At 69.1% G+C, this 26,376-nt stretch carries 26 protein-coding genes; 13 read left to right on the top strand and 13 right to left on the bottom strand.

Features of this window, described 5'->3' with window-relative positions; all coding sequences use genetic code 11:
• The first annotated feature begins 100 nt into the window (after positions 1–100).
• From ACLQ2T_RS18080 to ACLQ2T_RS18070, 3 genes are all read left to right on the top strand, one after another.
• Positions 101–2,425, top strand: coding sequence for a putative bifunctional diguanylate cyclase/phosphodiesterase (locus ACLQ2T_RS18080; RefSeq protein WP_425767519.1), 2,325 nt, complete (start codon positions 101–103; stop codon positions 2,423–2,425).
• 38 nt (positions 2,426–2,463) lie between these two features.
• Positions 2,464–3,222, top strand: a complete 759-nt coding sequence (locus tag ACLQ2T_RS18075) for a MerR family transcriptional regulator (RefSeq protein WP_425767518.1) — start codon at positions 2,464–2,466, stop codon at positions 3,220–3,222.
• Between the two features lie 63 nt (positions 3,223–3,285).
• A complete protein-coding gene (locus ACLQ2T_RS18070; RefSeq protein ID WP_425767517.1) occupies positions 3,286–3,603 on the top strand; it encodes a putative quinol monooxygenase in 318 nt (105 codons plus the stop codon).
• On the opposite strand, the gene ACLQ2T_RS18065 is transcribed toward ACLQ2T_RS18070, so the two are convergent.
• Entirely contained in the window at positions 3,595–3,831 is a 237-nt protein-coding gene (locus ACLQ2T_RS18065; RefSeq protein WP_425767516.1) for a hypothetical protein, read from the bottom strand. The two genes, ACLQ2T_RS18070 and ACLQ2T_RS18065, sit on opposite strands and share 9 nt — an antisense overlap.
• A gap of 275 nt (positions 3,832–4,106) precedes the next feature.
• On the opposite strand from ACLQ2T_RS18065, the gene ACLQ2T_RS18060 reads away from it, so the two are divergent.
• The gene (locus tag ACLQ2T_RS18060; protein WP_425767515.1) at positions 4,107–5,210 is read left to right on the top strand and encodes a hypothetical protein; all 1,104 of its coding nucleotides are present in this window, start codon (positions 4,107–4,109) and stop codon (positions 5,208–5,210) included.
• Positions 5,211–5,232: 22 nt separating this feature from the next.
• On the opposite strand, the gene ACLQ2T_RS18055 is transcribed toward ACLQ2T_RS18060, so the two are convergent.
• On the bottom strand, positions 5,233–5,601 hold the full coding sequence (locus ACLQ2T_RS18055; protein WP_425767514.1) for a VOC family protein: 369 nt from the start codon (positions 5,599–5,601) through the stop codon (positions 5,233–5,235).
• Positions 5,602–5,736: 135 nt separating this feature from the next.
• Here ACLQ2T_RS18055 and ACLQ2T_RS18050 point away from each other — a divergent pair, with 135 nt between their 5' ends.
• A complete protein-coding gene (locus ACLQ2T_RS18050) occupies positions 5,737–7,011 on the top strand; it encodes an RNA polymerase sigma factor (protein WP_425767513.1) in 1,275 nt (424 codons plus the stop codon).
• 120 nt (positions 7,012–7,131) lie between these two features.
• A complete protein-coding gene (locus tag ACLQ2T_RS18045; RefSeq protein ID WP_425767512.1) occupies positions 7,132–7,512 on the top strand; it encodes a YciI family protein in 381 nt (126 codons plus the stop codon).
• Between the two features lie 40 nt (positions 7,513–7,552).
• On the opposite strand, the gene ACLQ2T_RS18040 is transcribed toward ACLQ2T_RS18045, so the two are convergent.
• Entirely contained in the window at positions 7,553–7,996 is a 444-nt protein-coding gene (locus tag ACLQ2T_RS18040; protein ID WP_425767511.1) for a MarR family winged helix-turn-helix transcriptional regulator, read from the bottom strand.
• A 54-nt stretch (positions 7,997–8,050) separates the two neighbouring features.
• Here ACLQ2T_RS18040 and ACLQ2T_RS18035 point away from each other — a divergent pair, with 54 nt between their 5' ends.
• Positions 8,051–9,277 (top strand): multidrug effflux MFS transporter, encoded by a 1,227-nt coding sequence (locus tag ACLQ2T_RS18035; protein WP_425767510.1) that lies wholly within the window; start codon positions 8,051–8,053, stop codon positions 9,275–9,277.
• A 51-nt stretch (positions 9,278–9,328) separates the two neighbouring features.
• Here ACLQ2T_RS18035 and ACLQ2T_RS18030 read toward each other — a convergent pair whose 3' ends face one another.
• The 3 genes from ACLQ2T_RS18030 to ACLQ2T_RS18020 form a co-directional block, all read right to left on the bottom strand.
• Positions 9,329–9,682, bottom strand: coding sequence for a nitroreductase/quinone reductase family protein (locus tag ACLQ2T_RS18030; RefSeq protein WP_425767509.1), 354 nt, complete (start codon positions 9,680–9,682; stop codon positions 9,329–9,331).
• A 150-nt stretch (positions 9,683–9,832) separates the two neighbouring features.
• Positions 9,833–12,052 (bottom strand): choice-of-anchor J domain-containing protein, encoded by a 2,220-nt coding sequence (locus tag ACLQ2T_RS18025; RefSeq protein WP_425767508.1) that lies wholly within the window; start codon positions 12,050–12,052, stop codon positions 9,833–9,835.
• Between the two features lie 231 nt (positions 12,053–12,283).
• Complete coding sequence (locus ACLQ2T_RS18020; protein ID WP_393337448.1) at positions 12,284–12,970, bottom strand: lytic polysaccharide monooxygenase auxiliary activity family 9 protein; 687 nt, start codon at positions 12,968–12,970, stop codon at positions 12,284–12,286.
• A 274-nt stretch (positions 12,971–13,244) separates the two neighbouring features.
• Between ACLQ2T_RS18020 and ACLQ2T_RS18015 the strand changes: the two genes are divergently transcribed.
• Both ACLQ2T_RS18015 and ACLQ2T_RS18010 read left to right on the top strand, forming a co-directional pair.
• Positions 13,245–13,847 carry a type IV toxin-antitoxin system AbiEi family antitoxin domain-containing protein gene (locus tag ACLQ2T_RS18015; RefSeq protein WP_393337445.1) on the top strand — a complete coding sequence of 201 codons (603 nt, stop codon included), beginning with the start codon at positions 13,245–13,247 and terminating at the stop codon, positions 13,845–13,847.
• Positions 13,844–14,746, top strand: a complete 903-nt coding sequence (locus ACLQ2T_RS18010) for a nucleotidyl transferase AbiEii/AbiGii toxin family protein (protein WP_425767507.1) — start codon at positions 13,844–13,846, stop codon at positions 14,744–14,746. Before ACLQ2T_RS18015 ends, ACLQ2T_RS18010 begins: the two co-directional genes overlap by 4 nt.
• 35 nt (positions 14,747–14,781) lie before the next feature.
• On the opposite strand, the gene ACLQ2T_RS18005 is transcribed toward ACLQ2T_RS18010, so the two are convergent.
• Positions 14,782–17,856 carry a DUF3427 domain-containing protein gene (locus ACLQ2T_RS18005; protein ID WP_425767506.1) on the bottom strand — a complete coding sequence of 1,025 codons (3,075 nt, stop codon included), beginning with the start codon at positions 17,854–17,856 and terminating at the stop codon, positions 14,782–14,784.
• 266 nt (positions 17,857–18,122) lie between these two features.
• Between ACLQ2T_RS18005 and ACLQ2T_RS18000 the strand changes: the two genes are divergently transcribed.
• Positions 18,123–18,928 (top strand): IS5 family transposase gene (locus ACLQ2T_RS18000; RefSeq protein WP_425767569.1). Its coding sequence is split into 2 segments (ribosomal slippage): positions 18,123–18,464 and positions 18,467–18,928, totalling 804 coding nucleotides; the frame shifts between segments, so codons are not numbered across the junction.
• 603 nt (positions 18,929–19,531) lie between these two features.
• On the opposite strand, the gene ACLQ2T_RS17995 is transcribed toward ACLQ2T_RS18000, so the two are convergent.
• The 3 genes from ACLQ2T_RS17995 to ACLQ2T_RS17985 all read right to left on the bottom strand — a co-directional run bounded on the left by ACLQ2T_RS17995 (position 19,532) and on the right by ACLQ2T_RS17985 (position 21,943).
• A complete protein-coding gene (locus ACLQ2T_RS17995) occupies positions 19,532–20,026 on the bottom strand; it encodes a flavoprotein (protein ID WP_425767505.1) in 495 nt (164 codons plus the stop codon).
• Between the two features lie 79 nt (positions 20,027–20,105).
• Positions 20,106–20,927, bottom strand: coding sequence for an inositol monophosphatase family protein (locus tag ACLQ2T_RS17990; RefSeq protein ID WP_425767504.1), 822 nt, complete (start codon positions 20,925–20,927; stop codon positions 20,106–20,108).
• The gene (locus ACLQ2T_RS17985) at positions 20,924–21,943 is read right to left on the bottom strand and encodes a DUF5919 domain-containing protein (RefSeq protein WP_425767503.1); all 1,020 of its coding nucleotides are present in this window, start codon (positions 21,941–21,943) and stop codon (positions 20,924–20,926) included. Before ACLQ2T_RS17985 ends, ACLQ2T_RS17990 begins: the two co-directional genes overlap by 4 nt.
• A gap of 239 nt (positions 21,944–22,182) precedes the next feature.
• Between ACLQ2T_RS17985 and ACLQ2T_RS17980 the strand changes: the two genes are divergently transcribed.
• From ACLQ2T_RS17980 to ACLQ2T_RS17970, 3 genes are read left to right on the top strand one after another with little or no spacing between them, the layout of a single operon-like run.
• Positions 22,183–22,428, top strand: a complete 246-nt coding sequence (locus tag ACLQ2T_RS17980; RefSeq protein ID WP_393337431.1) for a hypothetical protein — start codon at positions 22,183–22,185, stop codon at positions 22,426–22,428.
• Positions 22,425–23,621, top strand: a complete 1,197-nt coding sequence (locus ACLQ2T_RS17975; RefSeq protein WP_393337428.1) for an FAD-binding oxidoreductase — start codon at positions 22,425–22,427, stop codon at positions 23,619–23,621. Before ACLQ2T_RS17980 ends, ACLQ2T_RS17975 begins: the two co-directional genes overlap by 4 nt.
• Positions 23,618–23,875, top strand: a complete 258-nt coding sequence (locus ACLQ2T_RS17970; protein ID WP_393337425.1) for a DivIVA domain-containing protein — start codon at positions 23,618–23,620, stop codon at positions 23,873–23,875. Before ACLQ2T_RS17975 ends, ACLQ2T_RS17970 begins: the two co-directional genes overlap by 4 nt.
• Before the next feature lie 386 nt (positions 23,876–24,261).
• On the opposite strand, the gene ACLQ2T_RS17965 is transcribed toward ACLQ2T_RS17970, so the two are convergent.
• The 3 genes from ACLQ2T_RS17965 to ACLQ2T_RS17955 all read right to left on the bottom strand — a co-directional run bounded on the left by ACLQ2T_RS17965 (position 24,262) and on the right by ACLQ2T_RS17955 (position 26,324).
• Complete coding sequence (locus tag ACLQ2T_RS17965) at positions 24,262–25,167, bottom strand: cellulose binding domain-containing protein (protein ID WP_393337423.1); 906 nt, start codon at positions 25,165–25,167, stop codon at positions 24,262–24,264.
• A gap of 33 nt (positions 25,168–25,200) precedes the next feature.
• Positions 25,201–25,869, bottom strand: coding sequence for a hypothetical protein (locus ACLQ2T_RS17960; protein WP_425767502.1), 669 nt, complete (start codon positions 25,867–25,869; stop codon positions 25,201–25,203).
• Positions 25,870–26,003: 134 nt separating this feature from the next.
• The gene (locus ACLQ2T_RS17955; protein WP_425767501.1) at positions 26,004–26,324 is read right to left on the bottom strand and encodes a GYD domain-containing protein; all 321 of its coding nucleotides are present in this window, start codon (positions 26,322–26,324) and stop codon (positions 26,004–26,006) included.
• Between the last annotated feature and the right edge of the window lie 52 nt (positions 26,325–26,376).

Here is a 26,376-nt window from a genome sequence, read left to right as displayed (position 1 = left end):
CTGGCGGTGCGGTCGTCGGCATGGCTAGTCTCTTCCGGATTTGCCAGGACCCGTCCTCGCCGTCGAGGGTGCGCGATCGAGAGAAAGCCGGAGCCACGACGTGTCGCGGAAGGCCATCGAGCAGGCACCTGCGGGGTCGGCCGGGCAGTCCCGGTCAGCCCGCGTCGGGATGCTCACCGCGGGCGCGGTCGTTGCCGTCGAGACCATCTGGTTGGCCCTGGCCCTGCCGGGTGCGGCCCTGGTCAGTGACCTCGGTGCGCTCATCGTGGCCGGCTGGGCGGCACTGGCCTGTGTGGGTGCCGCCCGTCGGCACCCGCGCCCGTTGCGTCGGTTCTGGCTGCTGCTGGCCGCCACCATGCTGCTCTCCCTGGCCGGCCGTGCACTGTGGACCGCCCAGCGGCTGGCCGGTCAGGAGCTGCCCCACACCCTGCCGGTCGGGCTGATCTTCACGGCGAGTCTGCTCACCGGGACGGTCGCGGTGCTGTGTGCGCTGACCGCGCCGCGTACCTCCCTGGGGCGGGCGCTGGCCCTGCTCGACGGGGTGATCGTCGGGCTGGCGTTGATTCCGATCGGCTGGCTGCTGCTGTTCCGGAACGTGGCTCTGGCGGACCTGCACGAGCCGCTGCGCCACGCCGGCCTGCTGTACCCCCTGCTCGACCTGATGCAGTTGACCGTCCTGGTGGTGGTGATCGGGCCGGGGCGGCCGATATGGCGTCCACTGACCCTGCTCGGGGCCAGCCTGACCATCCGGGCGGTGGCCGACGCCATGTACGTGTCCTGGATGGCCGCCGGCACCTATCAGACCGGCACCCTCGTCGACGTGCTCTGGCCGCTGAGCTACCTGCTGATCGGGGCGGCCACCCTGCTCCCCGCCCCGCAGCGGTGCCACCAGGGCGAGGAGGCGGGCGAGGCGCCGTTGCCGCCGTGGTGGCGGGTGACCCTGCCGTACCTGCCGGTGGGTGGGGTGATCGCGGCGGCCCTGCTGGCCCGGGATATCTCCGGGCACAGCCCGCTGCCGGTCTTCCTGGCCCTGTTGGCGCTGCTGGCGGCGTTGGCGGTGCGACAGATCCTGGCGGCCAACGAGAACCTGCGTCTGGTGGGGCGGCTGCGGCAGCTCGCCTATGTCGATCAGCTCACCGGGTTGCCGAACCGGTTGGCCTTCATCCGTCGGCTGCGGTCCGCCCTGGGGGGTGCGCAGCCGGTCGCCGTCCTGCTGCTCGACCTGGACGGCTTCAAGCAGGTCAACGACCGGTTCGGGCACACCACCGGGGACAACCTGCTGACCGGCCTGTCGAGCCGGATGCGGGGGGCGGTGGCCGACGACGGCATGATCGCCCGGGTCGGTGGGGACGAGTTCGCGGTGCTGCTCACCGGGCCCGCGGCCACCCCGGAGGGGTTGGCGGAACGGTTGTTGGCCTCGCTGCGTCCCTCCGCCGGGGAGGAGGTGGTCGGGGTCCACCCCTCGGCCAGCATCGGCATCGCCGAGTACGGGCCGCAGCACGAGTCGTACACGGATCTGCTGCGCGATGCCGACATCGCGATGTACGCGGCCAAGGCGGCCGGCAAGTCGGCGTACCGGCGGTGCACCCCGGCCCTGCGGGAGTCCGCGGTCAGCCGGGCGGAGCTGATCGCCGACCTGCGGCGGGCGGTCGACGAGCAGCAGTTGCACCTGGAGTTCCAGCCGATCGTGGACCTGGCCACCGGCACGGTACGCAGCGCCGAGGCGCTGGTGCGGTGGCGTCATCCCCGGCTGGGCACCCTGACCCCGGGGCGGTTCCTGCCCCTGGCGGAGGAGACCGGGCTGATCCTGCCGATCGACCGGTGGGTGATCCACGAGGCGTGCCGGGCGGCGGCCACCTGGCAGGACCGGGTTCCGGCGGCCACGGTGGCGGTGAACATCGTGGCCTCCCATCTGCGCCGACCGGATCTCATCGCCACCGTCACCGAGGCCACCGCGGGGGCCGGGCTGGCCCCGCGGGCCCTGACCCTGGAGCTGACCGAGTCGGCGTTGATCGAGGGCAGTGCGGCGGTGCTCGACCGGCTCAGCCAACTCCGCGAGCTGGGCATCCGGATCGCCATCGACGACTTCGGCACCGGTTATTCCTCGCTGAGCTACCTGCACCGGATCCCGGCCACCGAGCTGAAGATCGATCGGTCCTTCGTGGCCCGGCTCTCCGAGGACACCCGGGCGTACGCCACGGTGGAGATGGTGACCCGACTGGCCGGGGCGTACGGCCTGGGTGTGGTGGCCGAGGGGGTGGAGACCGAGCGGCAGCACGACGCGGTAGCCGCGATCGGCTGCGTGCAGGGGCAGGGCTACCGGTACGGGCGGCCCACCGCCCTGGATGAGCTGCGTACCGTGCTGGCCCGCTCCGCCCCCGCGACCGTGGCCGATGTCGCAGAATCGGACTTGACCCTCACGTAACGGCAGGCGGGACCGTGGTTGCCGGAAGGGAGGGAACCATGGCTTACACCGTGGGTCAGGTCGCCAAGCTCGCCGGGGTGACCGTGCGGGCGCTGCACCACTACGACCAGATCGGGTTGCTGTCGCCCAGTGGGCGCACCGCCGCCGGCTACCGCCGCTACAGCGAGGCGGACCTGGAGCGGCTGCAACTGGTCCGGTACTACCGCGAGCTGGGGTTCCCGCTGGAACAGATCGCGGAGATCCTCGCCGACCCGGCCGGTGACCGGGACGCGCACCTGCGCCGCCAGCACGAGCTGCTGACGGTACGGATCAAGCGGTTGCAGGAGATGGTCACCGCGATCGAGTTTGCGATGGAGGCGAACAAGTTGAACATCCCACTGACCCCGCAGGAGCGTTTCGAGGTGTTCGGTGACTTCGAGCCGGAGGCACACGCCGAGGAGGCGGAGCAGCGCTGGGGTGGCACCGAGGCGTACCGGGAGTCGAACCGGCGCGCGTCGAGCTACTCGAAGGACGACTGGCTGCGGATCAAGGGCGAGACCGAGGACTGGGGGCGGCGGATCGTCGCGCTGATGGCCTCGGGCGCCCCGGCGGACGGGCCGGCGGCGATGGAGTTGGCCGAGGAACACCGGCAGCACATCAGCCGGTGGTTCTACGAGTGCTCGTACGAGATCCACACCGGGCTGGCCGACATGTACATGGCCGACGAGCGGTTCCTGGCCCATTACGAGGCCATGGCGCCGGGGCTGGGGGCGTACCTGCACGAGGCGATCCACGCCAACGCGATCACCCGGGCGTGACCCGGGGCGACTGATCGCCGGTTCGACGGCCGGGAAATGTCGGGGCGGGGGAGTATGACTGGCATGGTCGATGTCCCGATCCGCGGAGGTCTGAAGGTGTTGATAGTCGCCGGCACGTTGTACGTCGATCCCGCCGAGCGGGACGACTACCTGGTCACCTGTGTCGAGGTCGTCAAGCAGGCCAGGTCGGCGCCCGGCTGCGTGGATTTCGCCATCAGTGCCGATCTGGTGGAGCCGGGACGGATCAACGTCTACGAGCGGTGGGAGTCCGAGGAGCAGCTGTTGGACTTCCGCGGCTCCGGTCCGGAACCGGAGCAGCAGGTGGCCATCGTCGGCGCCGAGGTGCACCGGTTCCGCATCATCGAGGTCGAATCACCCTGACCTCCGCCGTGCGGTCTGCGGCGGGGGTCGCGGGGGACGCCGCCGGGTCAGCCGGGCCAGGAAGGCGGCCACCGCCGCGGGTTCCCCTGCGAGTTCGTGGGGGCGGGCGGGCCCGCACAGCGCCCGCAGCAGGGCGGCCAGCCGTCCGGCCCGGTTGAGGGCGTTCGGATCGCCGTCGAGGAGCAGGTCGGTGGTGTCCCGGTCGAGCCGGCGGGTCGGGATGCTCATCTCGTGGCGCCGTTCCTCATGCACCCGTCAGCCCTCGGCGACGGGTCCGTCCACTCGTTCGCTTGATTGGCGCTACCGCTGCTGGATGCGTCACACCCGGCCCTGTCCGAAGGTGGACAGGGCCGGGGCTAAACCACCAACTCGTCCTTGTTAATCCACCGATCGGGTAATTCGTCCCAGGTTAGCCGTGTCCATGGTGGTGACCTGCGCCGTTAATCGCTGTGACACCCCTCTGCTGGCCTGCGGTGGCTGACCTGCGCGGCGAAGGAGTCGGCGTGGCAAGGACTGATTCGACGGGTTCGACATGGCGGTACCGGTGGGCGCGCCGGCAGAACGAGCGCCGACGGCGGCTGTTCCGCAGCGCCGAGGGGGCCTGGCGGCGACGCGACGAGGAACTGCGCCGGCTGCGTACGCTGGCCGAGCAGTGCCACGGTTCCGCCGCAGCCGGCGAGGGTCTGCCGCTGGAACTGGGCCCCGACGAGATCGTGCTCCGGGTGGTGCCGGCGGCCCGACTGGTGGAGGTGCGGCACATCGCCGTGCTGCCCGCCCCGGAGTTGACCGTCGGGGAGGTGCCCCGCAGGATGCACCGTCGGCTGCCCGAGGGGGTACGAGCCACCGACGCCGGCATAGCGGTGATCACCAACCGGCGGCTGGTGCTGCTCGGTGGACGCGGCCGGCGGGACTGGGCGTACGGGCGGATCTCCGGCCTGGCCCACGATCCGCAGGCCCCGGTCACCCTGATCCAGGTGCTCGACCGGCGGCGTACCTCCGGGGTGCTGCTGCCCGCCGACACGGCGGCCGAGTTCCGGTTCCTGCTCACTCTGGCCTTCGCCGACGCCATCGAGCAGCGCGAGGCGGTCATCGCCGAACTCGACGAACTGATCGCCGAGCACGCCAAGGCCCGTCCGTGCCGACCGGGCATCGCCACACCGGCACAGGCCCGGCTCTCGGCCCTGCTGCCGGGCGGTCGGCGGACCGCGGTGGTAGCGGTCGCGCTGGCCGTGCTGGTGCCGCTGGCCCTGGCGAACTCCGGCCCCTCGGGCCCGACCGGCCGGGAGCGGGCGGTGGCCGCCACCCCGGCCCCGGCCGCCACCTCGAAGGCACCCAGGCACCCAGGCTCACCGCCGGCCCGCCGCGCCAGCCCCACCCCCCAGGGACGCTGCGGCGCCCCGGTCAACCCGATGGGGTACGACTTCTGCGCCGGTGAGCGGATCCGCAAGCCGGACCCCGAGGTGTGCGAACACTTCGACTGCGTGCCCGGGTTCTGGCAGGGACGGGGACACCTGGTGCAGTGCGCCAACGGCAAGATCAGCCTGGCGGGTGGCAGCCCCAAGGCCTGCGGCCTGCACGGCGGGGTCCGCCGTACCGTCTTCGACTGACCGCTGTCTTCGGGTAGCTCGTCTACTCGGGGGCGTGGCAGACCGCCTCGACGTTGTTGCCGTCGGGGTCGCGGACGAACGCGCCGTAGTAGTTCGGGTGGTACTCCGGCCAGGCCCGGGGGGAATGCAGCACCTGGGCGCCCGCCCCGACCGCCGCGTCGTGAAAGGCCCGCACCGACGCCCGGTCCACGGCGGTGAAGGCGATGTGGCTCTCGTGCCCGGCTTCCTCGCCGTCAGCCGGGCTGAGCCAGAAGTCCGGCCGGTCACTGCCATAGCCGATGGCCTGCGGATATTCCAGCATCCGGCGGACGCCCAGGGTGGCCAGGACCGTGTCGTAGAACGCGGCGTTGGCGTCGAGGTCGCGGACCTGGATGCCGAGGTGGTCGAGCATCTGCTGCCTCCAGCGGAGTGTGGGTACGAGGTGGAATGTCGCCGAGGCTAGGGCCAGAGTGTGACAAGTTCAGCGAAACACGCCTCCTTGCGGCGGATGGTTGCCCGAGGCTGACCGGTTTGGTCTGATGCGGCCATGGGAGTCGCCGAGGTCAACCGCACCATCGACGCGGTGTGGCGAATCGAGTCCGGACGTGTGATCGCCGCCCTGGCCGGGTTGGTACGCGACATCTCCTGGGCCGAGGAGTTGGCCCAGGACGCGCTGGTCGCCGCCCTGGAGCAGTGGCCGCGCGACGGCATACCGGCCAATCCGGGTGCCTGGTTGACCGCGGTGGGCAAGCGGCGGGCCATCGACGGCCTGCGGCATCGGCAGGTACGCGATCGCAAGGTCGCCGAACTCGGCCGTGACCTCGGCTCGGAGACCTTCACCCCGGACTTCGACGCGGCCTTCGAGGAGACCATCGACGACGACCTGCTCCGGCTGATCTTCACCGCCTGTCATCCGGTGCTGACCCCCCAGGCCCGCGCCGCCCTCACCCTGCGGATGGTCGGCGGCCTGAAGACCGAGGAGATCGCCCGGGCGTTCCTGGTGTCGGAGTCCACAATGGCCCAGCGGATCACCCGGGCCAAGAAGACCCTGGCCGAGGCCAAGGTGCCCTTCGAGGTGCCCGGGGTGGCCGAACGCCCGCAGCGCCTGGCCAGCGTCCTGGAGGTCACCTACCTGATCTTCAACGAGGGGTACGCCGCCACCGCCGGGCAGGACTGGATGCGCCCGGCCCTCTGCGAGGACGCCCTGCGGCTGGCCCGGATGCTCCAGGCCCTGATGCCGGACGAGCCGGAGGTGCACGGGCTGGCCGCCCTGCTGGAGATCCAGGCCTCCCGGACCGGGGCGCGCACCGACGCATCCGGGGAACCGGTGCTGTTGTTGGAGCAGGACCGCCGACGCTGGGACCGGCTGCTCATCCGCCGGGGCCTGGCGGCGCTGGAGCGGGCCCGCACGAGCGGAGACCAGCCTGGCCCGTACACCCTTCAGGCGGAGATCGTGGCCTGCCACGCCCGGGCGGGCACCCCCCAGGCGACCGACTGGGGACGGATCGCGGCGACCTACGCCGCGCTGGCACGGGTGGCACCCTCGCCGGTGGTGGAGCTGAACCGGGCGGTGGCGGTCTCCTTCGCGCAGGGGCCGGCCGCCGGCCTGGCGCTGGCCCGCACCCTGGTCGAGGACCCGGCGCTGGCCCGCTACCACCTGTTGCCTGCCGTGCTCGGTGACCTGTTGGCCAAGCTCGGCCGCTACGCGGAGGCCGCTGCGGAGTTCACCCGTGCGGCCGAACTGACCGGCAACTCCCGGGAACAGACGCTGCTGCGCGACCGGGCGGCCGACTGTGCCGCCGGAGGGCCGCCGAGGCGCTGAGAAAACTCAGGAGAAAAACTTCGGCGGCGATGTCGAATCCCGGTCGGGTCGCCCGACGCGTCAGTGACAGCCTGCCTGCCAGGCCCCACCGATCGTCGAGAACCAGAAGAGGGCAGACCGATGCGTTACATGATCATGCACAAGCTGGACGAGCAGACCCCCGAGCTGTGGCAGCCGGACGAGGCTTTCATCGCCCGGATGGGGGCCTTCATGGGGGAGGCGAACCAGGCCGGTGTCCTGCTCGCCGCTGAAGGGCTGCGGCCGAGCAGTGTGGACTCCGGTCGGATCACCGTCACCGGGGGCAAGGCGACCGTGACCGACGGGCCGTTCACCGAGACCAAGGAACTGATCGCCGGGTTCGCCCTGCTCCAGGTGCGGGACAAGGCCGAGGCGATGCAGTGGGCTCAGCGGTTCACCGACATCTTCATCGCCGCCGGTGCCGACGTCGAGGTGGATGTCCGCCGGGTGACCGAGTTCGAGGATCTGGCCCCGCCGGCCTGACCACCGTCGCAGGGGACCGGCGCGGCCACCGAGCCGGTCCTCAGCGTTGATCGGCGACCTGGTCGGCCAGCCGGGACAGCGCCGGTGCGGCGGCGAGCAGCCGCTTCCGATCGTCCGGGTCCAGCTGCGCCAGGGCGGCGGCGAGCAGGTCGCTGCGGTGCTGGCTGTAGGCGGCCATCCGCTCCCGTGCCGCGTCGGTCAGGCCCAGCCGGACGGTACGCCGGTCGCCGGGGTCCCGCTCCCGACTCAACAGCCCCGCCGTGGTCAGCCCACCCACCAGGGTGCTCACCGTGTTGGCGGCCGTACCCAGGCGTTCGGCGGCCTCCCGGACACTGATCCCGGGCTGGCGCTGCACCAGGCGCAGCACCTCCACCTGGGCGTCCGGCAGCACCCGCCGACCCGTGCGCTGGCTGGCCGTGCGCCGCAGCACCCGGTGCAGGTCGCCCAGGGCCACGCCGAGTTCGGCGAGGGTCTCCTCCGTCACAGTGCGCCCCCGTCTCCGGCAAATGCCTCTGTAGGCAGAGTTATCGTAGCCGCCATGCCGCAGACCGTCATGCCCTCCGCCCCCGCGCCGGACCGAGTCGCCGTACCCACCGGCCGGGCCGCCATCGGGCTGCTGGTACTGCTCGGCAGCCTCACCGCCATCGGGCCCCTGACGCTGGACGCCTACCTGCCGGCCCTGCCCGAGATGACCCGCGACCTGTCCACCAGCCAGGCAACCATCCAGCTCTCCCTGACCACCTGCCTGATCGGCATGGCCGTCGGTCAACTCGTCACCGGTCCACTCAGCGACCGCTGGGGGCGGCGCCGACCGGTGCTGGTCGGGGTGGCCGCGTACACCCTGATGTCGCTGCTGTGCACCCTCGCGCCGACCGCGGAGACCTTCGCCGCGGCCCGCTTCCTCCAGGGCTTCGCCGGCGGGATGGGCACGGTCGTCGCCCGCGCCATCGTGCGTGACCTCTACACCGGCCGCGCCGCCGCCAAGTACTTCTCCCGCCTCACCCTCATCTTCGGCCTGGCCCCGATGGCCGCCCCCGCCTTCGGTGGGCTGCTGCTCGGCCTGGGCAGCTGGCGGATCATCTTCGTCGCCCTGACCATCATCGGGGCCCTGCTCGGCACCGTCGTCATCTGGCGGCTTCCCGAGACCCTGCCGGTCGACCGGCGCAACACCGGGGGCCTGTCCGCGACCGCCCGGGCCGCCCGCACCCTGCTCACCGACCGCATCTACCTGGGATACACCCTGACCCAGGGCCTCGCCTTCGCCGGACTCTTCGCCTACCTCTCCGGGTCCTCCTTCGTCCTCCAGGACGTCTTCGGCCTGTCCGCCGGCGCCTTCAGTCTGATCTTCGGCCTCAACGCCCTGGCCATGCTCGCCACCGGGCAGCTAAACGCCCGACTACTCGACCGGCGTAACCCCCGCCCACTGCTGATCACCGGCCTGGGCCTCGGCCTGCTCGCCGCCCTCGGCCTGCTGGCCGGAGTCCTGCTGGACTCCCGGCCGCTGGTCCTGGCCGCGCTCTTCGTCTTCCTGGGCTCGCTCGGCATGGTGATGCCCAACGGCACCGCCCTGGCCCTGGACCGGCACGGCTCCCACGCCGGCACCGCCGCCGCCCTGCTCGGCGGCATCCAGGCCGTGATCGCCGCCGCCGCCGCGCCGCTGGTCGGTCTGGGTGGAGAGGGCACCGCCCTGCCGATGGCCGTGGTGGTCACCGGTGGCGCCGCCGGATCGCTGCTGATGGTGCTCACCCTGGCCCGCCGCCGCTGACGGCACCTGCCAGACTCAGCCGGCATCCATCCACAGCATCCCATCGCGGCCTCAGCCCAGGGGGACCTGCACCGCCACGTCGTGCTTGGGGTAGCGGGAGGCGAACTCGTCGGGGCCGTACTTGTCGCGGAACATGGCCACGATGTCCTCGACCTGCCGGGTGTCCGTGATCGGGGTGGCGCTGGAACTCAACGAGGCGCCGTCGACCGCCAGTTCGACCATCGGGAGCTGCTGGACGTTCTTGTACCACTGGGTGTCCGAGCCGGTCACCGGCACCAGGAAGACGTTGTCGTCGTCCTGCACGAACCACACCGGGCGGGCGATCTGCCGTCCGGTCCTGCGGCCGGTCACGGTCAGCTCGACCTCGCGTACCCCCGACAGTGCCTCACCGATCGCGTTGGTCATGGTGTCCTCCGGCAGCTTGCCCCCGACGATGCCCTCGCCCGTCAGGGTAGGCAGCGCGCGAGGTGCCCGCCGCCGGTTCGGGCCCCGGTCCCCGGAACGGAAACGCCCGGCGCCGCAGGTCGCGGCACCGGGCGTTCCTTCTCGGCTGGATCAGCTCAGCGTGCCGCCGCCGGGCTGGACCACGTTGTTCACCGTCAGCTTGTACGGCGCGTACTGGGTGACCTGCTCGGTCGGGTCGTCGTAGGCGACGATCGCGACCACCTTCGGGAAGGCCAGCAGGGCCAGGGTCGGCACCGCACCGAGGGTGAAGCTCGACTTGCCGTTCACCTCGTGCTGGTAGGCGATCTTGTTCTTTTCGTCGAGACCGACGAACCGCACGTTCCAGTTCGCCACCGGGGTCGGGTAGATCTCCGAGGGCGAGTCGAACGGTGCCAGGCTCGACCCGTCGCTGACCAGGGTGCCGCCCACGGTGATGTCGTCGACGAGCACGCCACCCTCGTTGACCCCACCGTCGCTGACGTACCGGAAGCTGAGCAGGATCTGCTGACCGGCGTACGCCGACAGGTCGAACGAGTGCGGCTCGAACCCGTTGGTGGTGCCGTTGAGCGCCGGGCCCAGCGGACCGCTGACGGTCTTGTCACCGGCGATCGGGGTGTACGACTTGCCGCCGTCGGTGGAGACGCTGACGTAGCCGTAGTCGTAGCCGATCTCCGCGCCGTACTTCGCCAGGAAGGTCAGCGTCGGGTCGGCGGCGGGCACGGTGACCGGGGTGACGGCGGCGGCGTCGGTGCTGTTGCCGTTGCCGGACCAGATCACCGAGTTGCCCGGACGATCCGGGTCGTTGCTCACCGTCGTCCAGGCCAGCGGGATCGCCGGCAGGGTCGTCGCGCCCTGGAACTTGATCGAACGCAGATCGCCCCGACCCAACGGCTTGCCGTTGGCCTTGCGCAACTGCACATAGTCGGCACCGTTGGGAGCCACGCCCGGCGTGGCGTACGAGGCCGGGTTGTCCAGGTTGACGGTGGCGTTGAGGCTGGCCGTGGTGACCCGCCGCTTGTCGGCGCCGAGCATGATGCCCAGCTTCGAGTTGCCCACGACCCGGTCCACCAGGTTCATCGTCTGGTAGTCGTGCAGGACCTTGTACATGTCCTTGACGCCCTCGTCGGCCAGCGCCGCCTTCAGGCTGGCCAACCCCTGGAGGTCACCGTCCTGGTGCAGCCGGGAGATGAAGTCCAGGCCGTAGCGGTCGTAGAGGAAGAGAATCAAGGAGTACGCGTTGCCGTAGTCGGCCAGCACCCCGCTGCTGGTGCTGCCCTCGTTCCACAGATTTATCGAGTTCTCCGGGCCCCCACAGTCACGTGGGTTGGTGTTGTACGGCGTCTGGACCGTACCGAAGCCCTGGAAGCAGTGGATGTGGCTGTCCGTACCGGGCTGGTCGACCCGGGCCCGGGCGTCCACATAGCCGGCCAGGGTCTGGGCGAAGTCCGCCAGCCCTTCGTTCAGCCAGATCCCCTCGAAGGGGTCGGCGTGGTAGTGCGCCAGGTGCTGCCACTCGTGGATGAAGACGCCCTCGTAGAGGTTCGGCCGGGCCGGCCGGGAGGTGCACAGGTCGTCCGTGGGCTCGTTCGGCGGGTTCTCGCCGGTGCGGTGCGCCCAGTCGAAGGCGTCCACCGTCATGATGTTGCGGTCGAGCAGCTCGTCGAAGAGCGAGAAGTGGAACCCGGCGATGTAGCTGGGGGCGGCCGGGAAGTCATAGAAGTTGTCGTCCCGGACGTTGTCGATGAGGGTGACCGTACGGTTGCCGGCCCCGGTGAAGTCACCGGCCAGCTCCGCGTTGGTGCCGTCGCGCTCCGGCGGGGTGCTGAAGGCCGCGATCGACTTCGGGTACATGTTCGTGTCGAATTCGCTGATCAGGCGGTCGACCTGGGCATCGGTGATCACCGTCGAGTTGGGGATCTGCCGACGGCAGTCGCCCTCCGGGAACTCGGTGTCGTTGGCCACCCACACCTCGATGTTGTCGCCCACCCCACGCAGGGTGTACGGCTTGAGGTACATGACACCCTGGTAGTCGTCGAGGGCCAACCAGTTGCGTACGGTCCCGACCGGCGGGGTCTCGGCCGCGGCCTGCGTCCGGCGAGACTGGGCCTGCGGCTGGTACTGGGTCGGCACCTCCACCGGCTTGCCGTTGAAGGTGAAGTCCTTGCGGGTCAGCTCGCGGATGTCGCTGACGAGCCCGCCGGTGTCGGCGGCGGCGCTGGGCGCCACCTGCGGGCCGGGAGCGGCTGACGCGGCCGCCGGTGTGGCGATGACATAGAGAAACGGTAGGACAATGGCGCTTGCTGCTATCCCCGCAAAGCGGCGACGGGCCATGGAACCTCCTCATCGATGGAAGATCCAGCCGATCCCTACGCTGGGTCGCGAACGGGATCAGTTGATCTGCGTACGCTGATTGAGCGTCTTCGTGACCTCAACACAAGGACATCGATCAGGCAAGGGGCGCGCGTCCCGGCCGCAGCGGCTTTGACGACAGAAAAAACACCGCCGGCCCAGGAGGCCAAGGTCCTGGGCCGGCGGTGTGCCGAATGCATCGGCCATTGTGGATTAGACGAAGTTCACGTCACTGCACCACATGTACGCCTGGTCGAGGTGGGACGCCTGCCAGATGACGAAGAGAATGTGGTGTCCGGTGTAGCCGGAGGTCGAGACGTTGAACGAGATGTTCTGCGCCGGCGCGTAGCGCCCGGTCTGGGTGATGAAGTCCAGGTTTCCCCACCCGAGTTGCTGGGTAGCGGGGTTGAAACCCTGCTTGCTCACGTAGACCCGGAAGTAGTCAGCGCCGTGGCTCGCCTGGTCGTGCAGTTGGACGGTGAAGTTACCGCTGATGTTCGTGGTCTTCCACGCCCCGGGCCGGTTCAGGCTGTTGTTGCGCGACAGGGCGTTGCTGCACAACTGGCCGTCCGGCGTACGGGCCTGGAACTGCCCGCCGAGACCGTCGCGCAACGCGCTCATCCAGTTCCACATGGTGTCCGGGTTGGCCTGGAAGGCCTGCCAGCACATCGGGTCCTGCTGCTGCATCTGCGGGCTCATGTGGTTGTTGCCCCAGGTCTTCCAACACTGGTACGCACGAGAGGCCGGGTTGACGATGGTGCCGTGGGCCTGGGCCGTACCGGCCCAGGGCAGCATCCCCACCACCAGGGCGAGCAGCAGGACGAGCGCTCGTGCGGGCCGGCGAGCAGCGGACCGGGACTGCCGGCCGGACTGTTCGGATTCGAGTGATCGCACTTGCATCCTCCGTTCTAGACATCCATGGACGTCGATGGGAGCGCTTGCGCTGAGTCTGCCACTCATCGCCCGATTTGGCAACGATCGTCTATTGACGTTGGGCTGGCGAGGTTTTGATCTGGCTCGTTCGCCACGGTGTGCTTCTGTCCTCGTCTGCGTCGGAAGGTGTGGGTCCGGCTTGCTACGGCCGTCGCGCGCTTGACCGGTAGTTGCCGACAACGGGCAAGGGGACGCCAAGGAAATCCACCACAGGTGGTGGTGACGTGTATAGAGTTTCCCTGTGGAGGGCGGTTTGGAAGCTGAGAGCAGGCGGCTTGGCATGCTTCCGGCCACGTTCAGCTACTCCCAAGCCCTTGATGCTGGCTTCTCCGAGTGGCAGCTTTACCGGCTGCGAGACCAGGGGCTCATCGCATCTGTTGGCCGAGGTCTCTACCGGCGTCATGACGCCGAGGTGGTAGACGTTGATCTCATCGAGGTCGCCCGTCGGGCACCGTCGGCCACCCTCTGCCTGACCACCGCCTTGGCCCGTCACGGCCTCACCGACGAGATTCCCTCCCGCATCGATGTCGCCCTGCCTCGCGGGCGACACCGACCTACCACTTCCGCGCCGATCACCTGGCACTCGTTCGACCCAACCACGTTCGACGTTGGTCGTACTGAGTTGTCACTCGACCCGGACACCTCGATCGGGCTCTATGGTCCCGAACGCAGCATCATCGACGCCGTCCGTCTGCGCCATCGGGAGGGACCGGAACTGGCGTACGAGGCGCTGCGGCGATGGCTGAGGCGTCGGGAGGCATCACCATCAAAACTGTTGATCATGGCTCGGCGGGTACCCAAGGCTGAGCGGCCGATCCGAGAGGCACTGGAGATCCTGCTGTGACCGTACGTCCGACTCGCGTCACTGTCGCTGGCCGCGTGTACCTCGACCTTCAGAACCTCGCTCGGCGCACTGGTCGTCCGACTGACGAGCTGCACCAGGCCTACGCACTGGAAGGCTTTCTCGCTCGCCTGGCTCGCTCTCCATACGCGGACAACCTCGTACTCAAGGGTGGAGTGCTGCTGGCCGCCTATGCCGCTCGACGGCCGACCCGGGACGTAGATCTTCAGGGGCGGTGGATCTCGAATGACAGTGACCAGGTACTCGGCATCGTCCGAAGCATTGCGAGCCAGCAGATCGATGATGGTCTGATGTTCGACGCGCCGGCCGCAACCGCGGAGACGATCCGGGACGACGACGTGTACGCGGGGGTGCGGGTCAACCTCACCGGCCGTCTTTCCGCCGCGCGGCTGACTTTCCACGTCGACATCAACGTCGGCGACCCGATCTGGCCCGATCCACAGCCGATCAAGCTGCCACGGCTGCTCGACGGCGAGCTGGTGGTGGCCGGATATCCGCTTCCAATGGTGTACGCGGAGAAGCTGGTGACGGCGTTACAACGGGGCGAGGCGAACACCCGCTGGCGTGACTTCGCCGACGTGTACCTCCTGGCGGGTCAGCACGATATCGACGGCAACGAACTGGCGGCAGCTGTGCACCGGGTAGCCGAATACCGTGAGGTGACGATCGAGCCGTTGAGTCAGGTCCTCGACGGCTACGCGACGATCGCGCAGTCACGGTGGGCGGCGTGGCGGCGTAAGCACCTGCTCGACGACCGCCTCCCGCAGGACTTCGGTGCGGTGCTGCAACGGGTCGTCGCGCTCGCTGATCCGGCCTTGACCGGGGCCTGTGGTGGACGTACCTGGCTAGCGGCATCTTCGGTCTGGACAATGGCCTTGTGACAGACCCAGCCGCTTAGCAGCACATTCGGCCGTCGTTAGGCGGCGATGGCGCGGGCAGCGGTGTACAGGTCGGCGGGGAGCGGGTGGTGTAGCCGCCAGATAATCCGCATCGGCCGGTCGCCGGTGTGCTCCTGGTAGGTCATTGGTCCGGCGTACAGATAGGCCGGGGCACCCAAATCACGGTCGGCGACCTTGGTTTCGCGGACGAAGAGATGCACCGTCGAGCCACGCTCGGCGTGCTGGATGTACCGCTGCCCGGTCGCCGACGCCGATGAGGTGGTGCTCTGTGACTCCCACTGGAACAGCGTCTCGGTGATCGCCCGATCGGCGTACATGGTCGTGGGGGAGTAGTGCTGCTCGGACTTGACCAGGGTGACGAAGAAGATGTCCGCCTGCTCGGACTCCAACCACTTCACACCCTCGCGCAGCGACCCCGGGTTCGGCATGCCGAACGCCGCGCAGGCTTCGTTGCGGCTGTAGCGGGCGTGCACCCGCAGCGGCACCTGATTAATCCCGACCGGCTCAGTAACCCGGTGGATCTGTTCCCGCAGCACCTCCGCGACCTGGCGCAGCTCGACGCACCGAGCTGGCTCAGCCCGCAACCGCGCCAGCCGTTCGTCTCGCTGCGACAGCGGCACGCTCGGCCCCCACAGGCTGAAGTGCAGCATGTCCAGCAATCGCCCATCGGACACGGGCTCCCCGGCCACCGCCTGCTCCCACAACGCCAACCGGTCAAGGTCGTCGGTGTGCAGCATCCGGCCGATCGCCCGCCCCAACTCCCGGTCGTACGCCCCCGGTGTCGAGGTTTCTATTCCGGCGAGCCGGCGTAGCCCGGTCCAGCCGCCCAGCGTCGCCGACCGATAAACGTCGCCAATCTCCAGGCCGGTGTCCCGCAGGAATTCGGCCAGCGTCACGTCACCGAGTTGCCGCAGTTCAGCCACCATGCTGTTCTTCGAGGATGGGATCGCTCGCTCCAGATTGCGGAGCACCACCTCCTTGGCGACCCGGTCCAGCTCGATGTGGCACCCACTCGGCAACGTCGGGAAGTCCTGCTCCACCGCGCCGTACACCTGGCGGCGGCTGACCCCGGTCAGCGCCCGCCAGCGGAGGTCAAACCGGAAGTTGGCGTGCTGCGCGCCGATGAAGTCGAGCACGGTCAGGCAGGGCTTGTCGTCGTCCAGGCGCAGGCCACGGCCGAGCTGCTGAAGGAAGATCGTGGCGCTCTCGGTGGGCCGCAGCAGGAAGATTGTGTCGACCATCGGCAGGTCGACGCCCTCGTTGAACAGATCGACGGTGAAGAGCACGCGCAGCTTGCCGGCCTTGAAGTCCCGGATCAGCCCGTGTTGCTCCGGTCGGCCGACCTCCGACGTCACGGCCGCTGCCGATACGCCCCGCTGGGTAAACCAGTCGGCCATGAACTTGGCGTGCCCGATGCTCACGCAGAACCCGAGAGCCCGCATCCGCCCCACGTCAACGAGCCTCTGGGCAGCCCGTAGCACCAGCCGTGCCCGCGCCTGGTTGCCGGTGTAGAGGTTCTCCAACTCCGATCGGTCGTAGCCCTGCCCGCGCTTCCACTGAAGATGCGACAGATCCACGTCGTCGTGCAGCCCGAAGTAGTGGAAGGGCGCCAACAACTGCCGGTCCAGCGCCTCCCGCAGGTGCAGCTCCACGGCCGCATGCCCGTCAAACCACCGCCGTACGTCGCGGCCGTCGGCCCGGTCGGGGGTCGCCGTCAAGCCAAGGAGTACGCCCGGCCGCAGCCGCTCCAACAGCCGGGCGTACGTCTTGGCCTCGGCGTGGTGGAACTCGTCCACGATGACCATGTCGAACTGCTCGGGGTCGAGTTCCTGGCGGTGCAGCGACTGGATCGAGGCGAACACATGCCGCCACTGCTTCGGCTTGTCCCCGGCGACCAACGTCTCGCCGAAGCTGCCGTCCCCCATCACCTGCCGGAAGGTCGACCGGCTCTGCCTCAGGATCTGCTCCTGGTGGGCAACAAACAGCAGCGAGTCGACGTCCCCGGCCTTGTACAGCCGGCGATAGTCCAAGGCTGCCACTACGGTCTTGCCCGTGCCGGTGGCCATGACGACGAGGTTGCGCCAGCGGCCGTGCACCCGCCGCTCCGCATCCAGGTCGGCCAGGACCTCCGCCTGATACGGGTACGGCCGCACGTCCAGATTGGCAATCTCGGTCGGGGCCTCGTCGGCGCGCTCGCCCCGCAGCGCGTAGCCCAGCCGCTCGCCATCCTTCGCTGGGTCGTACGCCTCGAACGCCGGGTCGTTCCAGTAGTCCTCGAACGTGGCGGTGAACGTGTCGATGACGTGCGGCTGCTCGACGTTCGAGATCCGTACGTTCCATTCCAACCCGTCGACCAGCGCCGACTTCGACAGGTTCGAGGAGCCGACATAGGCGGTGGTCATGCCGTTGTTGCGGCGGAACAGCCACGCCTTGGCGTGTAGGCGAGTGGTTCTGGTCTCGTAGGAGACCTTGATGTCAGCGCCCAACTCGGCGAGCCGGTCGAGGGCCCGCTGGTCGGTCGCACCCAAGTAGGTGGTGGTGATGACGCGGAGGCGGCCGCCGCGAGCGGCCAGCTCTTGGATGGCGGGCTCGATGAGGCGAAGGCCGTGCCACTTGATGAACGCGCAGAGCAGGTCGACGGAGTCCGCCGACGCCATCTCGTAGGTGACCTCGTGGCCGATGCGAGGTTGGTGACGGCCGTTGACCAGCAGCGCGCCGGTGGAAAGGGGGGTGGTCGGGCGCACCGGGAAGGCAGGCGCGGCTGTTGAGGTCGGCGGCGCGGCGATAGCATGCAGGAGGCGCTCCGCGTCGGTGACCTGGTCTTGGGTGCCAACCGCACGCGGTTCGGTCTGAGCGATGCTCCGGGCGATCTGGTTGGCTAACTCCACCTGGTGGACGAGCCTGTCGGCGCCACCACCGACGGCGAGCAGCGCGCGCCTGGTCAACGCCGCGATATGTCGAGCGAGGATCTCGTGGGCGTCGCAAGGGTCTAGCCTGCCGTGCTCTATCAGGGTGGGGTCCACGGCCTGCAGCCGTTCGGCGAGCTCGGAAGTGATGAGGCGCTCGTAAATGCCAAGCGCAAGATCGGACATCGGACGAATGTAAACCAGTTCACGGTGACCTTTGCAGGCCGCCCTGCCGCCAAACGGCAGAGCTCCTGGGCTTTCTCAGCATCGGGAGTGGACTGTACGTGTCGGATTTCCGACAGTCGCAGCAGCATCGATCGAATGTTATCGCCATGTCACCAACCGCAGGGCAAATGCGGATGCAGGCACATCCGTCTTCTCTCTTTAGAGCGTGTCTCGGGTGGCGGTTGGGCGGCCTGGTCTGGTAGATCTTTTCTACTGTGGACGAGCGGTTGATCCTGCAATGGGTGCCTGACGAGTTGTGGAGCCTGGCCGGTCCGTTGATCCCACCACCGCCTCGCCGTCCGCAGGGTGGGGGCACGCCGCCGATCGACGCGAGGGCGGTGTTCGCCGCGATCGTGTACGTGTTGACCACTGGCTGCGCGTGGCGGCACCTGCCACCCGGGTTCGGAGTGTCCAAGGCCACCGCGCACCGCCGGTTCGTTGCGTGGACCCGGGCGGGCCTGTGGCGCAGGTTGCATGTTGCGGCACTGGATCAGCTCGGCGCGAAGGGGTTGATCGACTGGTCCCGGGCCACCGCTGACGCGGCGTCGGTGCGGGCGAAAAAGGGGGCGGTCTGACCGGCCCGAGTCCGGTCGACCGGGGCAAGACCGGCAGCAAGATCCACGCCCTGTCCGACCGTAACGGGCTGCCGCTGTCCGTGGGGGTGTCCGCCGCGAACACCCACGACAGCCGCTGCCTGGAGTCCCTCGTGCAGGCCATCCCCGCCATCCGCTCCCGACGCGGACCACGACGGCGCCGGCCGGACAAGCTGCACGCCGACAAGGGATACGACTACCCCCACCTGCGGCGCATGCTCCGCGCCCGCGGCATCCGACCCCGCATCGCCCGCCGCGGCATCGAATCGCCGAACCGGCTCGGCCGACACAGGTGGGTGATCGAGCGGACCTTCGCCTGGTTCACCGGCTACCGCCGGCTGACCATCCGCTACGAACGCGACCCTGGCCTGTACTGCGCATTCGTCACCCTCGCCGCCGCCCTGACCTGCCACAAGCGCTACCTCAAACTCACCACCTGAGACACGCTCTTAGCCGAATGCCAGTTAGCTATAAGCGGGCGATCTCTGCAAACGGCTTCCAGTGCGCGTGGCGATGATCATCCCCGATTGACAGGCAGGCGGTTCCCGAACTCCGCCCTGACGCCGGTGGAGCGGCGCGTAACGTCCACTGTCGTTTTTGCGGGGCAAGGCGTTCGCCGTAGCGGGGGCAGTTCGCACGTTTCACCGGCAACCTAGCCATCTCGCGAGTGGCTGTGTCGATGGTGCTCAGTCGAACCTATTCAATTAGGCCGTTCTGCGGGCTCGCGGTATACGTGCCGCGCATATCGACGACTCCCGTGGTTCAAACTGCGGCGCGGCAGTCCTGGGCAGCCTGGCAGTACTGGATAAACACAGTGTTCATGCTGGTCCGGCTCAACCCCGGGCCGGGCGCAGCCCGGCCTCTGCCGAGCGGTGGGCCGCCCGCATTCCCGCCTGCTGACGCCGATGCCGATGCGGCCACCGCCTTCACCGATGCCCTGGTTCGCCTCTGGGATCGGATGCAACGCGCTGCGTCGGCCCGCACCGCGGGCGACTCCTCGTGGCTGCCCGCCGGTGGCACGCCCACCGCCTGAATCGGCAGCCCTACACGGAGGCTCGGAGTCGGTCTACAACCACCCGCCAGTTGAATTCCGCAGGCAGGGGTGACACGATGACGCCCCCGTCCCGAAGTAGCCGCAGGTGCCGGTCGTAGCTGGGATGAGCGGCAAGCTGTGCCTTGACGTTCGGAAACGCGTACACCGGGATGCCCGCGCCGAGTGCTTCGTTGAGGATGCCGAGTGCGAGTGTGTCGTTGATTCCCTGAGCCCACTTGTTGATGACGTTGAATGTGGCCGGTACCACCGCAACTGCGGTTGCCGAAGGATGAGGCTCCGGATCGCCGGGCATTCGCCACTCGGCCCGGACCGGATAGCCGGTCTGCCGCGCCAGCGCTTCCCGGTCGACCCAAGTCGCAGCGGTCGGCGTTGCGGTGAGGCAGACGGTCCAGCCACCTTCTTGAAGTAGTTCGATTAGCTCGCCGATCCGTAGCACCGGGGGAGCGGCGCAGACGACCAGAGCCAGCACACTCTGTCGAGTCATACGAGCAGCCCGGCCCGCTCCGGTAGGTGTTCCTGGCTGAACGCGAGGGCGTTACGCCGCTGGGAGAGGCGGCGTCGCCTCAGAGCCACGTCCGACCTTCCTCCGTCTCCACCGCCAGGGCGACCTTCTGATAGATCCCGAGGATGGGCTCCTTGAGTGAGGGTGCGACTGCGAGCGTGACGGTCGAGTGGGAGGTATGCGTAGTACCGTTTCCGTCGAGGACAATTGCTCCGGCTTCCCGTGCTACTACGACCCCTGCCGCCATGTCCCAGGCATGGTTGGACATCGTTAGCGCCGCGTCTAGCTTGCCCTCGGCAAGCCACGCTAGGTCGAGCGCAGCCGAGCCGGTCATGCGCACTCGCTGGACCTCGGCGGCAAGCTGGGCGGTCAGGGCGAGTCGTAGCCGGTTCTTGGCTGCGGCATCCGAGCCGACTGCGTAGTCGCCGAGGGCGACGATGGCATCGTTCAGGCGGATGGTGCTGCTGGCTGTGAGCTTGCGCCCGTTCGCGTAGGCGCCGCCGTCCTTGGCGGCGGTGTAGCGCGAGCCGAGAAAGGGCAGCTCGATGATGCCGACAACCGCATCGTCGTGGTGCACGAGGGCGAGCGAGACCGCGCACATCGGCAGGCCGCGCAGGAAGTTTGCTGTGCCGTCGATCGGGTCGAGGACCCACCGCATCTCGGCCGGTCCGGTCGATCCTTCCTCCTCGCCGAGGAAGCCGATCCCAGGCGTTTCTGCGGCCAGGAACGCCCGCACATCACGTTCGATGGTGAAATCCAGATCCGACGCGAGGTCGCGATCACTCTTTATCGTCAGCGAGCCTGGCGATCGGTGCCGCATTGCCTCAGCTGCGCGCCGCACGGCTTCCACCGCGATCGGCAGCAGTTCTCTGTATTGGCTCACAGGGCCCGCCCGCGCTGCCACTGCGACTCGAAGACCTGCTCGAACACCGGGTATAGCCCGGCGCCGGACAACTCTCGGCGGCTGACGAATGCGGGGGAGTCAACGCCCCGACTCTCTGCCAGGTAGGGCTGCGCCACGCACAGATCGTCCACCAGCACGATGTTGAAGCGAAGGGTTTCGTCGTAGGTCGCCAGGTTCAACCTGTCTCGCAGGTTGACAGGCAGCCGGTCGCGCACCCGAAGCAACGTCTCGATGTTGAGCTTCGTCAGTGCCGAGAGCTGTCCGTTCGGAAATCCTTCCTCTGCCTCGCGCGCCTGAATCGCCGAACCGTCCGGATCCAGGAACAGGCACCGGACCTGGGCGCCGTTCGCCAGGAGAGCCTGCCAGCGGCGGTCCGCGTAGTCCTGGCAGAGCATGTTGAGGGACAGCCCGACCGCTCTAATGTCCCGAGCGCCATCGAAGAGTTGGTCAGCCGGCAAGTGCGCGGCGAGCTGGGATCGGCTCGGGTGGACCGCTATCAGGCCGGCCAGGCCGTCGACGAGCAGCGGCGATCGGCGCTGGTCCAGCGTGTCGAGCGCGAGCATCACGTCCCCGGGCGGCGTTTCACTAGTTTCCCAGCGCAGCACCATCTCGGCACTCGGCCGCCAGCCGAGTGGCGTGGCCAGCAGTTCAGCGAACTCCTCATGCGTCCGGTCGGCAGACACCCGAGCGACGGCGACGCGTTGACGCGCCATCGCTCCCAGGTCTGAGCGGACTGCGTCAGGTGGCAACCGTGGCTCGTGGGCGTCGATCGCGAGAGTGAAACGGTCGCGGACGTCCTCGCCCGCCTTGCTCAGCGTTGTATCGAGCGCGGCCTGCATCTCTGGTCGAGGGCGGACTGCCTCCTGCCCGGCTTCCCATTTCGACACGGTCCGCTCGGCGACGCCCAGATGCGCCGAGAAGTCCTTGATGCTCATCCGCAGCGCCTGGCGCAGTGCTCGCGTCTCCCGGCCGGTCCACCGTTGCACGGTCGTCATCGTGCTGCCTCCGGTCACATCGAGATCGATCCTCGGGCAGCCTAGCGTCAGTCGGTGCAGTGCAGTTACCGACGAGGTGCAGTCCGTAGTCATGTCGCGGATTCGAGCTTCTGACCAGGGTGGACGCATGGCCCGGGGCGGGTGCTGGCTCCGGCGTACCGCGTCCCCCGATCGCGGGTGCGCCGCTCCCGCCCGCCCCGGTGCCGATCCACGCAGCACACCACCGGAGGCGCCCGCCGATGTCTGCCGTACTCGCCGACTTTCCCGTCCTCACCCCGGTCACCGACGAGGACTTGGCCCTCGCCACGCTGGCGGTTCGCGTTCACGCGCCCGAGGCTTGGCCGCACGGTCTGCTCTGCCGCAGCGAACGTGTCCCGTACCCGTGCCGCCTGGCTCGTTGGGGACACACCACCCTCGAAGCCGCCGGCCTCACCGCCGAGCAGCTCAACGGGGAGCAGCGCGAAGCCGAGGGCCGGACACGATGACCGAGGCGGAGGCACGCGAGGCGGTCGGCCGCTGGCTGAGTCTGGTGGCGGCGGACGTGGAGCTGTCCGCGTACCTGATCGGGGTGGACTGGGATCGGCTGAAAACGCACCTGGCGCGGTCGCTGACCAGCGGGACCGGCGACGAGCCCGAGGTTCCGAGCCTGGGCTGGTCGGAGGCGCAGCACCGGCGTGCGGTCGACTACCTGATGGGGGTCCTGAAAACGCGCCGGGACCTGGGTGCCGCGAGCTTTTGGGAGGCGGTGGAGGATCGCTTCCCGGGTCTGCTGCCGGAGCGGGCGGCCCCGCTGCTGCACGCCGCGTTGCGCCAGCTGACGACCAGCGTCGACGGTCCGAACAGGTTGGCGCTGCTGGCGGTGCTCGGCCGTGCGTACCGTCGATATGGTCTGCACCCGGCGCACGCCGCCGTCATCGACGATGCGCTACAGACCCGCGTGCCCTGGTCGGAGGTCGAGCGGGCCGCCGCGCGGGCGGACGACGGCCCGGCCTGGTGGCCGGCCGAGGTGATCGGCCACGACCGGCTCTGCGACGGCGTCGCCATCCTGACGGTACGGCCGTGGCGGCGGCTGCCGTACCAGTGCGGCCAGGCGGTGCCGGTGTGCACGCCGCGCCGGCCCGGCCGGTGGCGCTGGCTCTGCCCGGCGAACGCGCCGCGCCCGGACGGCACCGTCGAGCTGCACGTCCGCGCGGTCCCCGGCGGCACCGTCTCCACCAGCCTGGCCCATGAGGTACGCCCCGGAGAGCTGCTCCACCTCGGCCCGCCCACGGATACCGGGCTGAGCCTGGGCGGCGGGCGTGACCTGCTGCTGGTGGCCGGCGGCACCGGGCTGGCGCCGCTGCGGGCCCTGGTCGAGCAGGCCGCCGCCGACCCGGATGGCCGGCGGGTGATCCTGGTCGTCGGAGCCCGCTCGGTGGAGGCGTTGTACGACGCGATCACCCTCGACAAGCTGCGCCACGACTGGCTGACGATCGTGCCGACCTTCTCCCACGACGAGCTGGCCGAGCCGGGGGAGCGGGGCGATGCACTCACCGTTGCCCTCGACCATTTGCGCCCAGAGCACGAGGTGTACGTCTGCGGGCCGCCGGCGATGCTGGCCGGGTCACGGTTGCGGCTGCTCGCCGCCGGGGTGCCGGGCGAGCGGATCCACCTACCGGAACGGATCCCGTGGCGATGACGGTCTACCGCAGCCACAACGCCCTGCGCGGCCAGCTGACCCCGGACAAGATCACCGAACTCGCCCTGCCCCGCACCCGGCTGGCCCAGCGCGGCTACCAGGTCGACGAGGTCGACGCCCTGCTGCACCGGCTCGCGTACGAGCTGGGGGAGCGGTCGCGCCAGCTCGCCGAGGTACGCGCCGAGAACCGGCGGATCAAGAACGCGCTGCGGAGCTGGCAGTCGGCCGAGACAGCCCGAAGACTCAGCCCCTGATCAGTGGGTTCGTACGGTCGCCGTGAGCGCCAGTCGACGCTCGATCAGCTGATCTGCAACCTGCCCTGGCAGTACCAGGTAAACACGTCCACTGGGGTTGCCTCCGGCCCGAAGTCGGCCGTGTCCTGAGCGACCTCGATGAGCTGTTCACGGAAGTCCTCATGGGCTCCCCTGCCGGGATCCTCGGCGGTATTCGTGACGTAGAGGACAAGGAAGGTTGCCGCACGCCTGTCCTGCTTCGGGCGCTGTCACCGGAATCCGCTTCTGACGCACAGATCTTGGTACGAAACGGCCCTCGGAAGGGCGGTCTCGTACCAAGATCTACGGCGGGTGGGGGGAGAGAGTCAGTTGGTGGGTGCCGCGATCAGCGCGACGGACTGTGCGGCTTACGCGTTGGTGTCGCCGTACTCGCGGATGCCGTTGACGTCGAGGGTGATCCGGCTGTTCTCGGTCCAGCCGCCGGTGGCCTGCTGCCAGCTGCGGTCGTCACGCTCGTCGATCGCCGTCCAGTTCGGGCGGTGGTGGCGTAGCTGGATGGGGCCGGTCGACGCGCCGGGCTCAAGCGTCCCGCTGGCGAAGGTCAGCTCGATCCAGCCGGGGATCGACGTACCGTGCGGCGGCAGGACCGTCCGAGTCGGAGTCGGGGTCGGAGTGCGGGTCGGCGGCGGCGGTGGCGGTTGGGGCAGCGGGAAGAACTGGAGATGGTGTTGCACGTTGGCGCAGCCGATCGCGGCCCAGTCGCAGTTGGTGACCAGTGAGGTGTTCCCGCCCTCGAACGTCACGTGGTAACGCACCCGCACCTCGGTCAGGTCCAGCGGGGTGGTGCCCGTGTTGACGATCTGGAGGGCGTGCTGGATCTGGTTGTCGGTGGGTGACCAGTCCATGTTGTGGTAGCTCACTCTGGCCTTTCCGTACGCGGTGCGCACCGGGACCTGCGGTGAGTCGAGGGAGTATCCGCCGTTGGTGGAGGCCCAGACGGTGAGCCGGTATTCGGTGCCGGGTGCCAGGTCGGTCAGCGTGAGGTCGGTGCCGGTGGTGGTGCCGAGGCTGCGGTAGGTGTTGGGGCCGAGCCACGCCCGGACCTCGTGCCGGATTGGCGTTCCACCGGGCTCGCCGATCCAGGTCGAGGGTGCCCAGGTCAGGGTGAGCAGGTGCGACTCGTTGGTCACCACCACGGGTGCACCGGGGGTGGTCAGGATGACCGGATCGTCGGCCGCGTACGCGATGGCCGTGCCGGAGAGCCCCAGCGCGGCGGCGAGGAGTGCGACGAGGGTGAAGCGGCGAGCACGCATGGTGAGAATGCTAAAGAGTTACATGCATGTTTATCAATGATTAAGTTTTCGCGGCAGGTGTCGCACTGGTTGTCGACCGGCCGCGATAGCGGCAGCCGCCCAGGCGAGCAGTAGGCCCATGGTCAGCCCGGGCGGCAGGTACCAGAAGGTGAGGAAGCCGGCCGGCGGCGTCAGCGGCAGCGCGGCGACGAGCGCCCATGCCACCCGGCGTGGCAGCATCCCGTGACGCAGCCCCTGGAGTCCGCACCACACGGTGCCCACCAGCGCCGTCAACAGGGCCGCGAGGTCGAACACCCATCCGTACCCGGGGCTGTTGTATTCGAGGCCGATCGCGATGGTCGCGGCGAGGAGCCCGTACCTGGTGAGGCGTCGAGGTGCCGCGGTGGCGAGGCCGGTGACCGTCCAGACGAGCGGCAGTGCCAGCAGCACCGAGACGAAGAAGGGTCCGCGCCAGATCCACGCCGGTTCCGAACCGTCGAACAGCGGGAGGTTCTCGGCCATCCATCGCGCCGGAGCGGGTAGCGACCAGACGGCTCGCCCGCCGCCGACCTCCCACTGCGTAGCCATCGCGGCGCCGAGCACCACCGCGACCAGCGGCGCGAGCACCGCCAGGGCGCGCCGCCAGCGGGCGACCGGCCACCCGCCCTCGACCCCGGAGGAACCGGCCCGATCGGGTACGCGCTGCGGGTGAGCTGATCGCACCGATCGATCATCGCCGCGACACCGGCAGATCTCATCACCGAAACAGCCGAGATAGCCGGCCCCCTGCGCCTGGCGCGCAGATCTTGTATGAAACTGCCCCTGGAGGGGCGGATTCGTACCAAGATCGGGGCACTTCAGCGGCCGGGTTGTTGGTAGGCGATCGGCAGGTTGACGGCGGCGTCGATCTGCTCCGGGGTGAGCAGGGGGATGAGGCGGCCGTTCACCAGGCCGCCCGCTCGTACGGCGATGGCCATGGCGGCGGCGGTGACGTGGTCTGGCAGGTCGAACAGGACGTAGGTGTCGTACTCGCCGAACGAGAAGTACATCAGCTCCAGCCGGCCACCGGCGTTCTCGACCAGGGACCGGACGACCTCGACGCGCACCGTCCCGCCGTCCACGGTCAGCCCTTCCAGCCCACTGCCCTGATACGTCGCCGTGAGTAGGAACTTCGCCATTCCGGTACCGCCTCTCGCCTGCTCCGGCGACGCGCCTACCCGCTGGGCAGGC

This window comes from Micromonospora sp. DT229 (genome assembly GCF_049844505.1).
GTDB lineage: Bacteria > Actinomycetota > Actinomycetes > Mycobacteriales > Micromonosporaceae > Micromonospora.
Note: the sequence above shows the minus strand (reverse complement) of the source record. Positions and strands in the feature narration are given on the sequence as shown.

What these genes read in the sequence shown, in the direction of transcription:
- ACLQ2T_RS18075 (WP_425767518.1), top strand. Translation starts at nt 2,464, where the DNA reads ATGGCTTACACCGTGGGTCAGGTCGCCAAGCTCGCCGGGGTGACCGTG.
- ACLQ2T_RS18070 (WP_425767517.1), top strand. Translation starts at nt 3,286, where the DNA reads ATGGTCGATGTCCCGATCCGCGGAGGTCTGAAGGTGTTGATAGTCGCC.
- ACLQ2T_RS18065 (WP_425767516.1), bottom strand. Translation starts at nt 3,831, where the DNA reads ATGAGCATCCCGACCCGCCGGCTCGACCGGGACACCACCGACCTGCTC.
- ACLQ2T_RS18055 (WP_425767514.1), bottom strand. Translation starts at nt 5,601, where the DNA reads ATGCTCGACCACCTCGGCATCCAGGTCCGCGACCTCGACGCCAACGCC.
- ACLQ2T_RS18050 (WP_425767513.1), top strand. Translation starts at nt 5,737, where the DNA reads ATGGGAGTCGCCGAGGTCAACCGCACCATCGACGCGGTGTGGCGAATC.
- ACLQ2T_RS18045 (WP_425767512.1), top strand. Translation starts at nt 7,132, where the DNA reads ATGCGTTACATGATCATGCACAAGCTGGACGAGCAGACCCCCGAGCTG.
- ACLQ2T_RS18035 (WP_425767510.1), top strand. Translation starts at nt 8,051, where the DNA reads ATGCCGCAGACCGTCATGCCCTCCGCCCCCGCGCCGGACCGAGTCGCC.
- ACLQ2T_RS18030 (WP_425767509.1), bottom strand. Translation starts at nt 9,682, where the DNA reads ATGACCAACGCGATCGGTGAGGCACTGTCGGGGGTACGCGAGGTCGAG.
- ACLQ2T_RS18025 (WP_425767508.1), bottom strand. Translation starts at nt 12,052, where the DNA reads ATGGCCCGTCGCCGCTTTGCGGGGATAGCAGCAAGCGCCATTGTCCTA.
- ACLQ2T_RS18020 (WP_393337448.1), bottom strand. Translation starts at nt 12,970, where the DNA reads ATGCAAGTGCGATCACTCGAATCCGAACAGTCCGGCCGGCAGTCCCGG.
- ACLQ2T_RS18005 (WP_425767506.1), bottom strand. Translation starts at nt 17,856, where the DNA reads ATGTCCGATCTTGCGCTTGGCATTTACGAGCGCCTCATCACTTCCGAG.
- ACLQ2T_RS17995 (WP_425767505.1), bottom strand. Translation starts at nt 20,026, where the DNA reads ATGACTCGACAGAGTGTGCTGGCTCTGGTCGTCTGCGCCGCTCCCCCG.
- ACLQ2T_RS17985 (WP_425767503.1), bottom strand. Translation starts at nt 21,943, where the DNA reads ATGACGACCGTGCAACGGTGGACCGGCCGGGAGACGCGAGCACTGCGC.
- ACLQ2T_RS17980 (WP_393337431.1), top strand. Translation starts at nt 22,183, where the DNA reads ATGTCTGCCGTACTCGCCGACTTTCCCGTCCTCACCCCGGTCACCGAC.
- ACLQ2T_RS17975 (WP_393337428.1), top strand. Translation starts at nt 22,425, where the DNA reads ATGACCGAGGCGGAGGCACGCGAGGCGGTCGGCCGCTGGCTGAGTCTG.
- ACLQ2T_RS17970 (WP_393337425.1), top strand. Translation starts at nt 23,618, where the DNA reads ATGACGGTCTACCGCAGCCACAACGCCCTGCGCGGCCAGCTGACCCCG.
- ACLQ2T_RS17965 (WP_393337423.1), bottom strand. Translation starts at nt 25,167, where the DNA reads ATGCGTGCTCGCCGCTTCACCCTCGTCGCACTCCTCGCCGCCGCGCTG.
- ACLQ2T_RS17955 (WP_425767501.1), bottom strand. Translation starts at nt 26,324, where the DNA reads ATGGCGAAGTTCCTACTCACGGCGACGTATCAGGGCAGTGGGCTGGAA.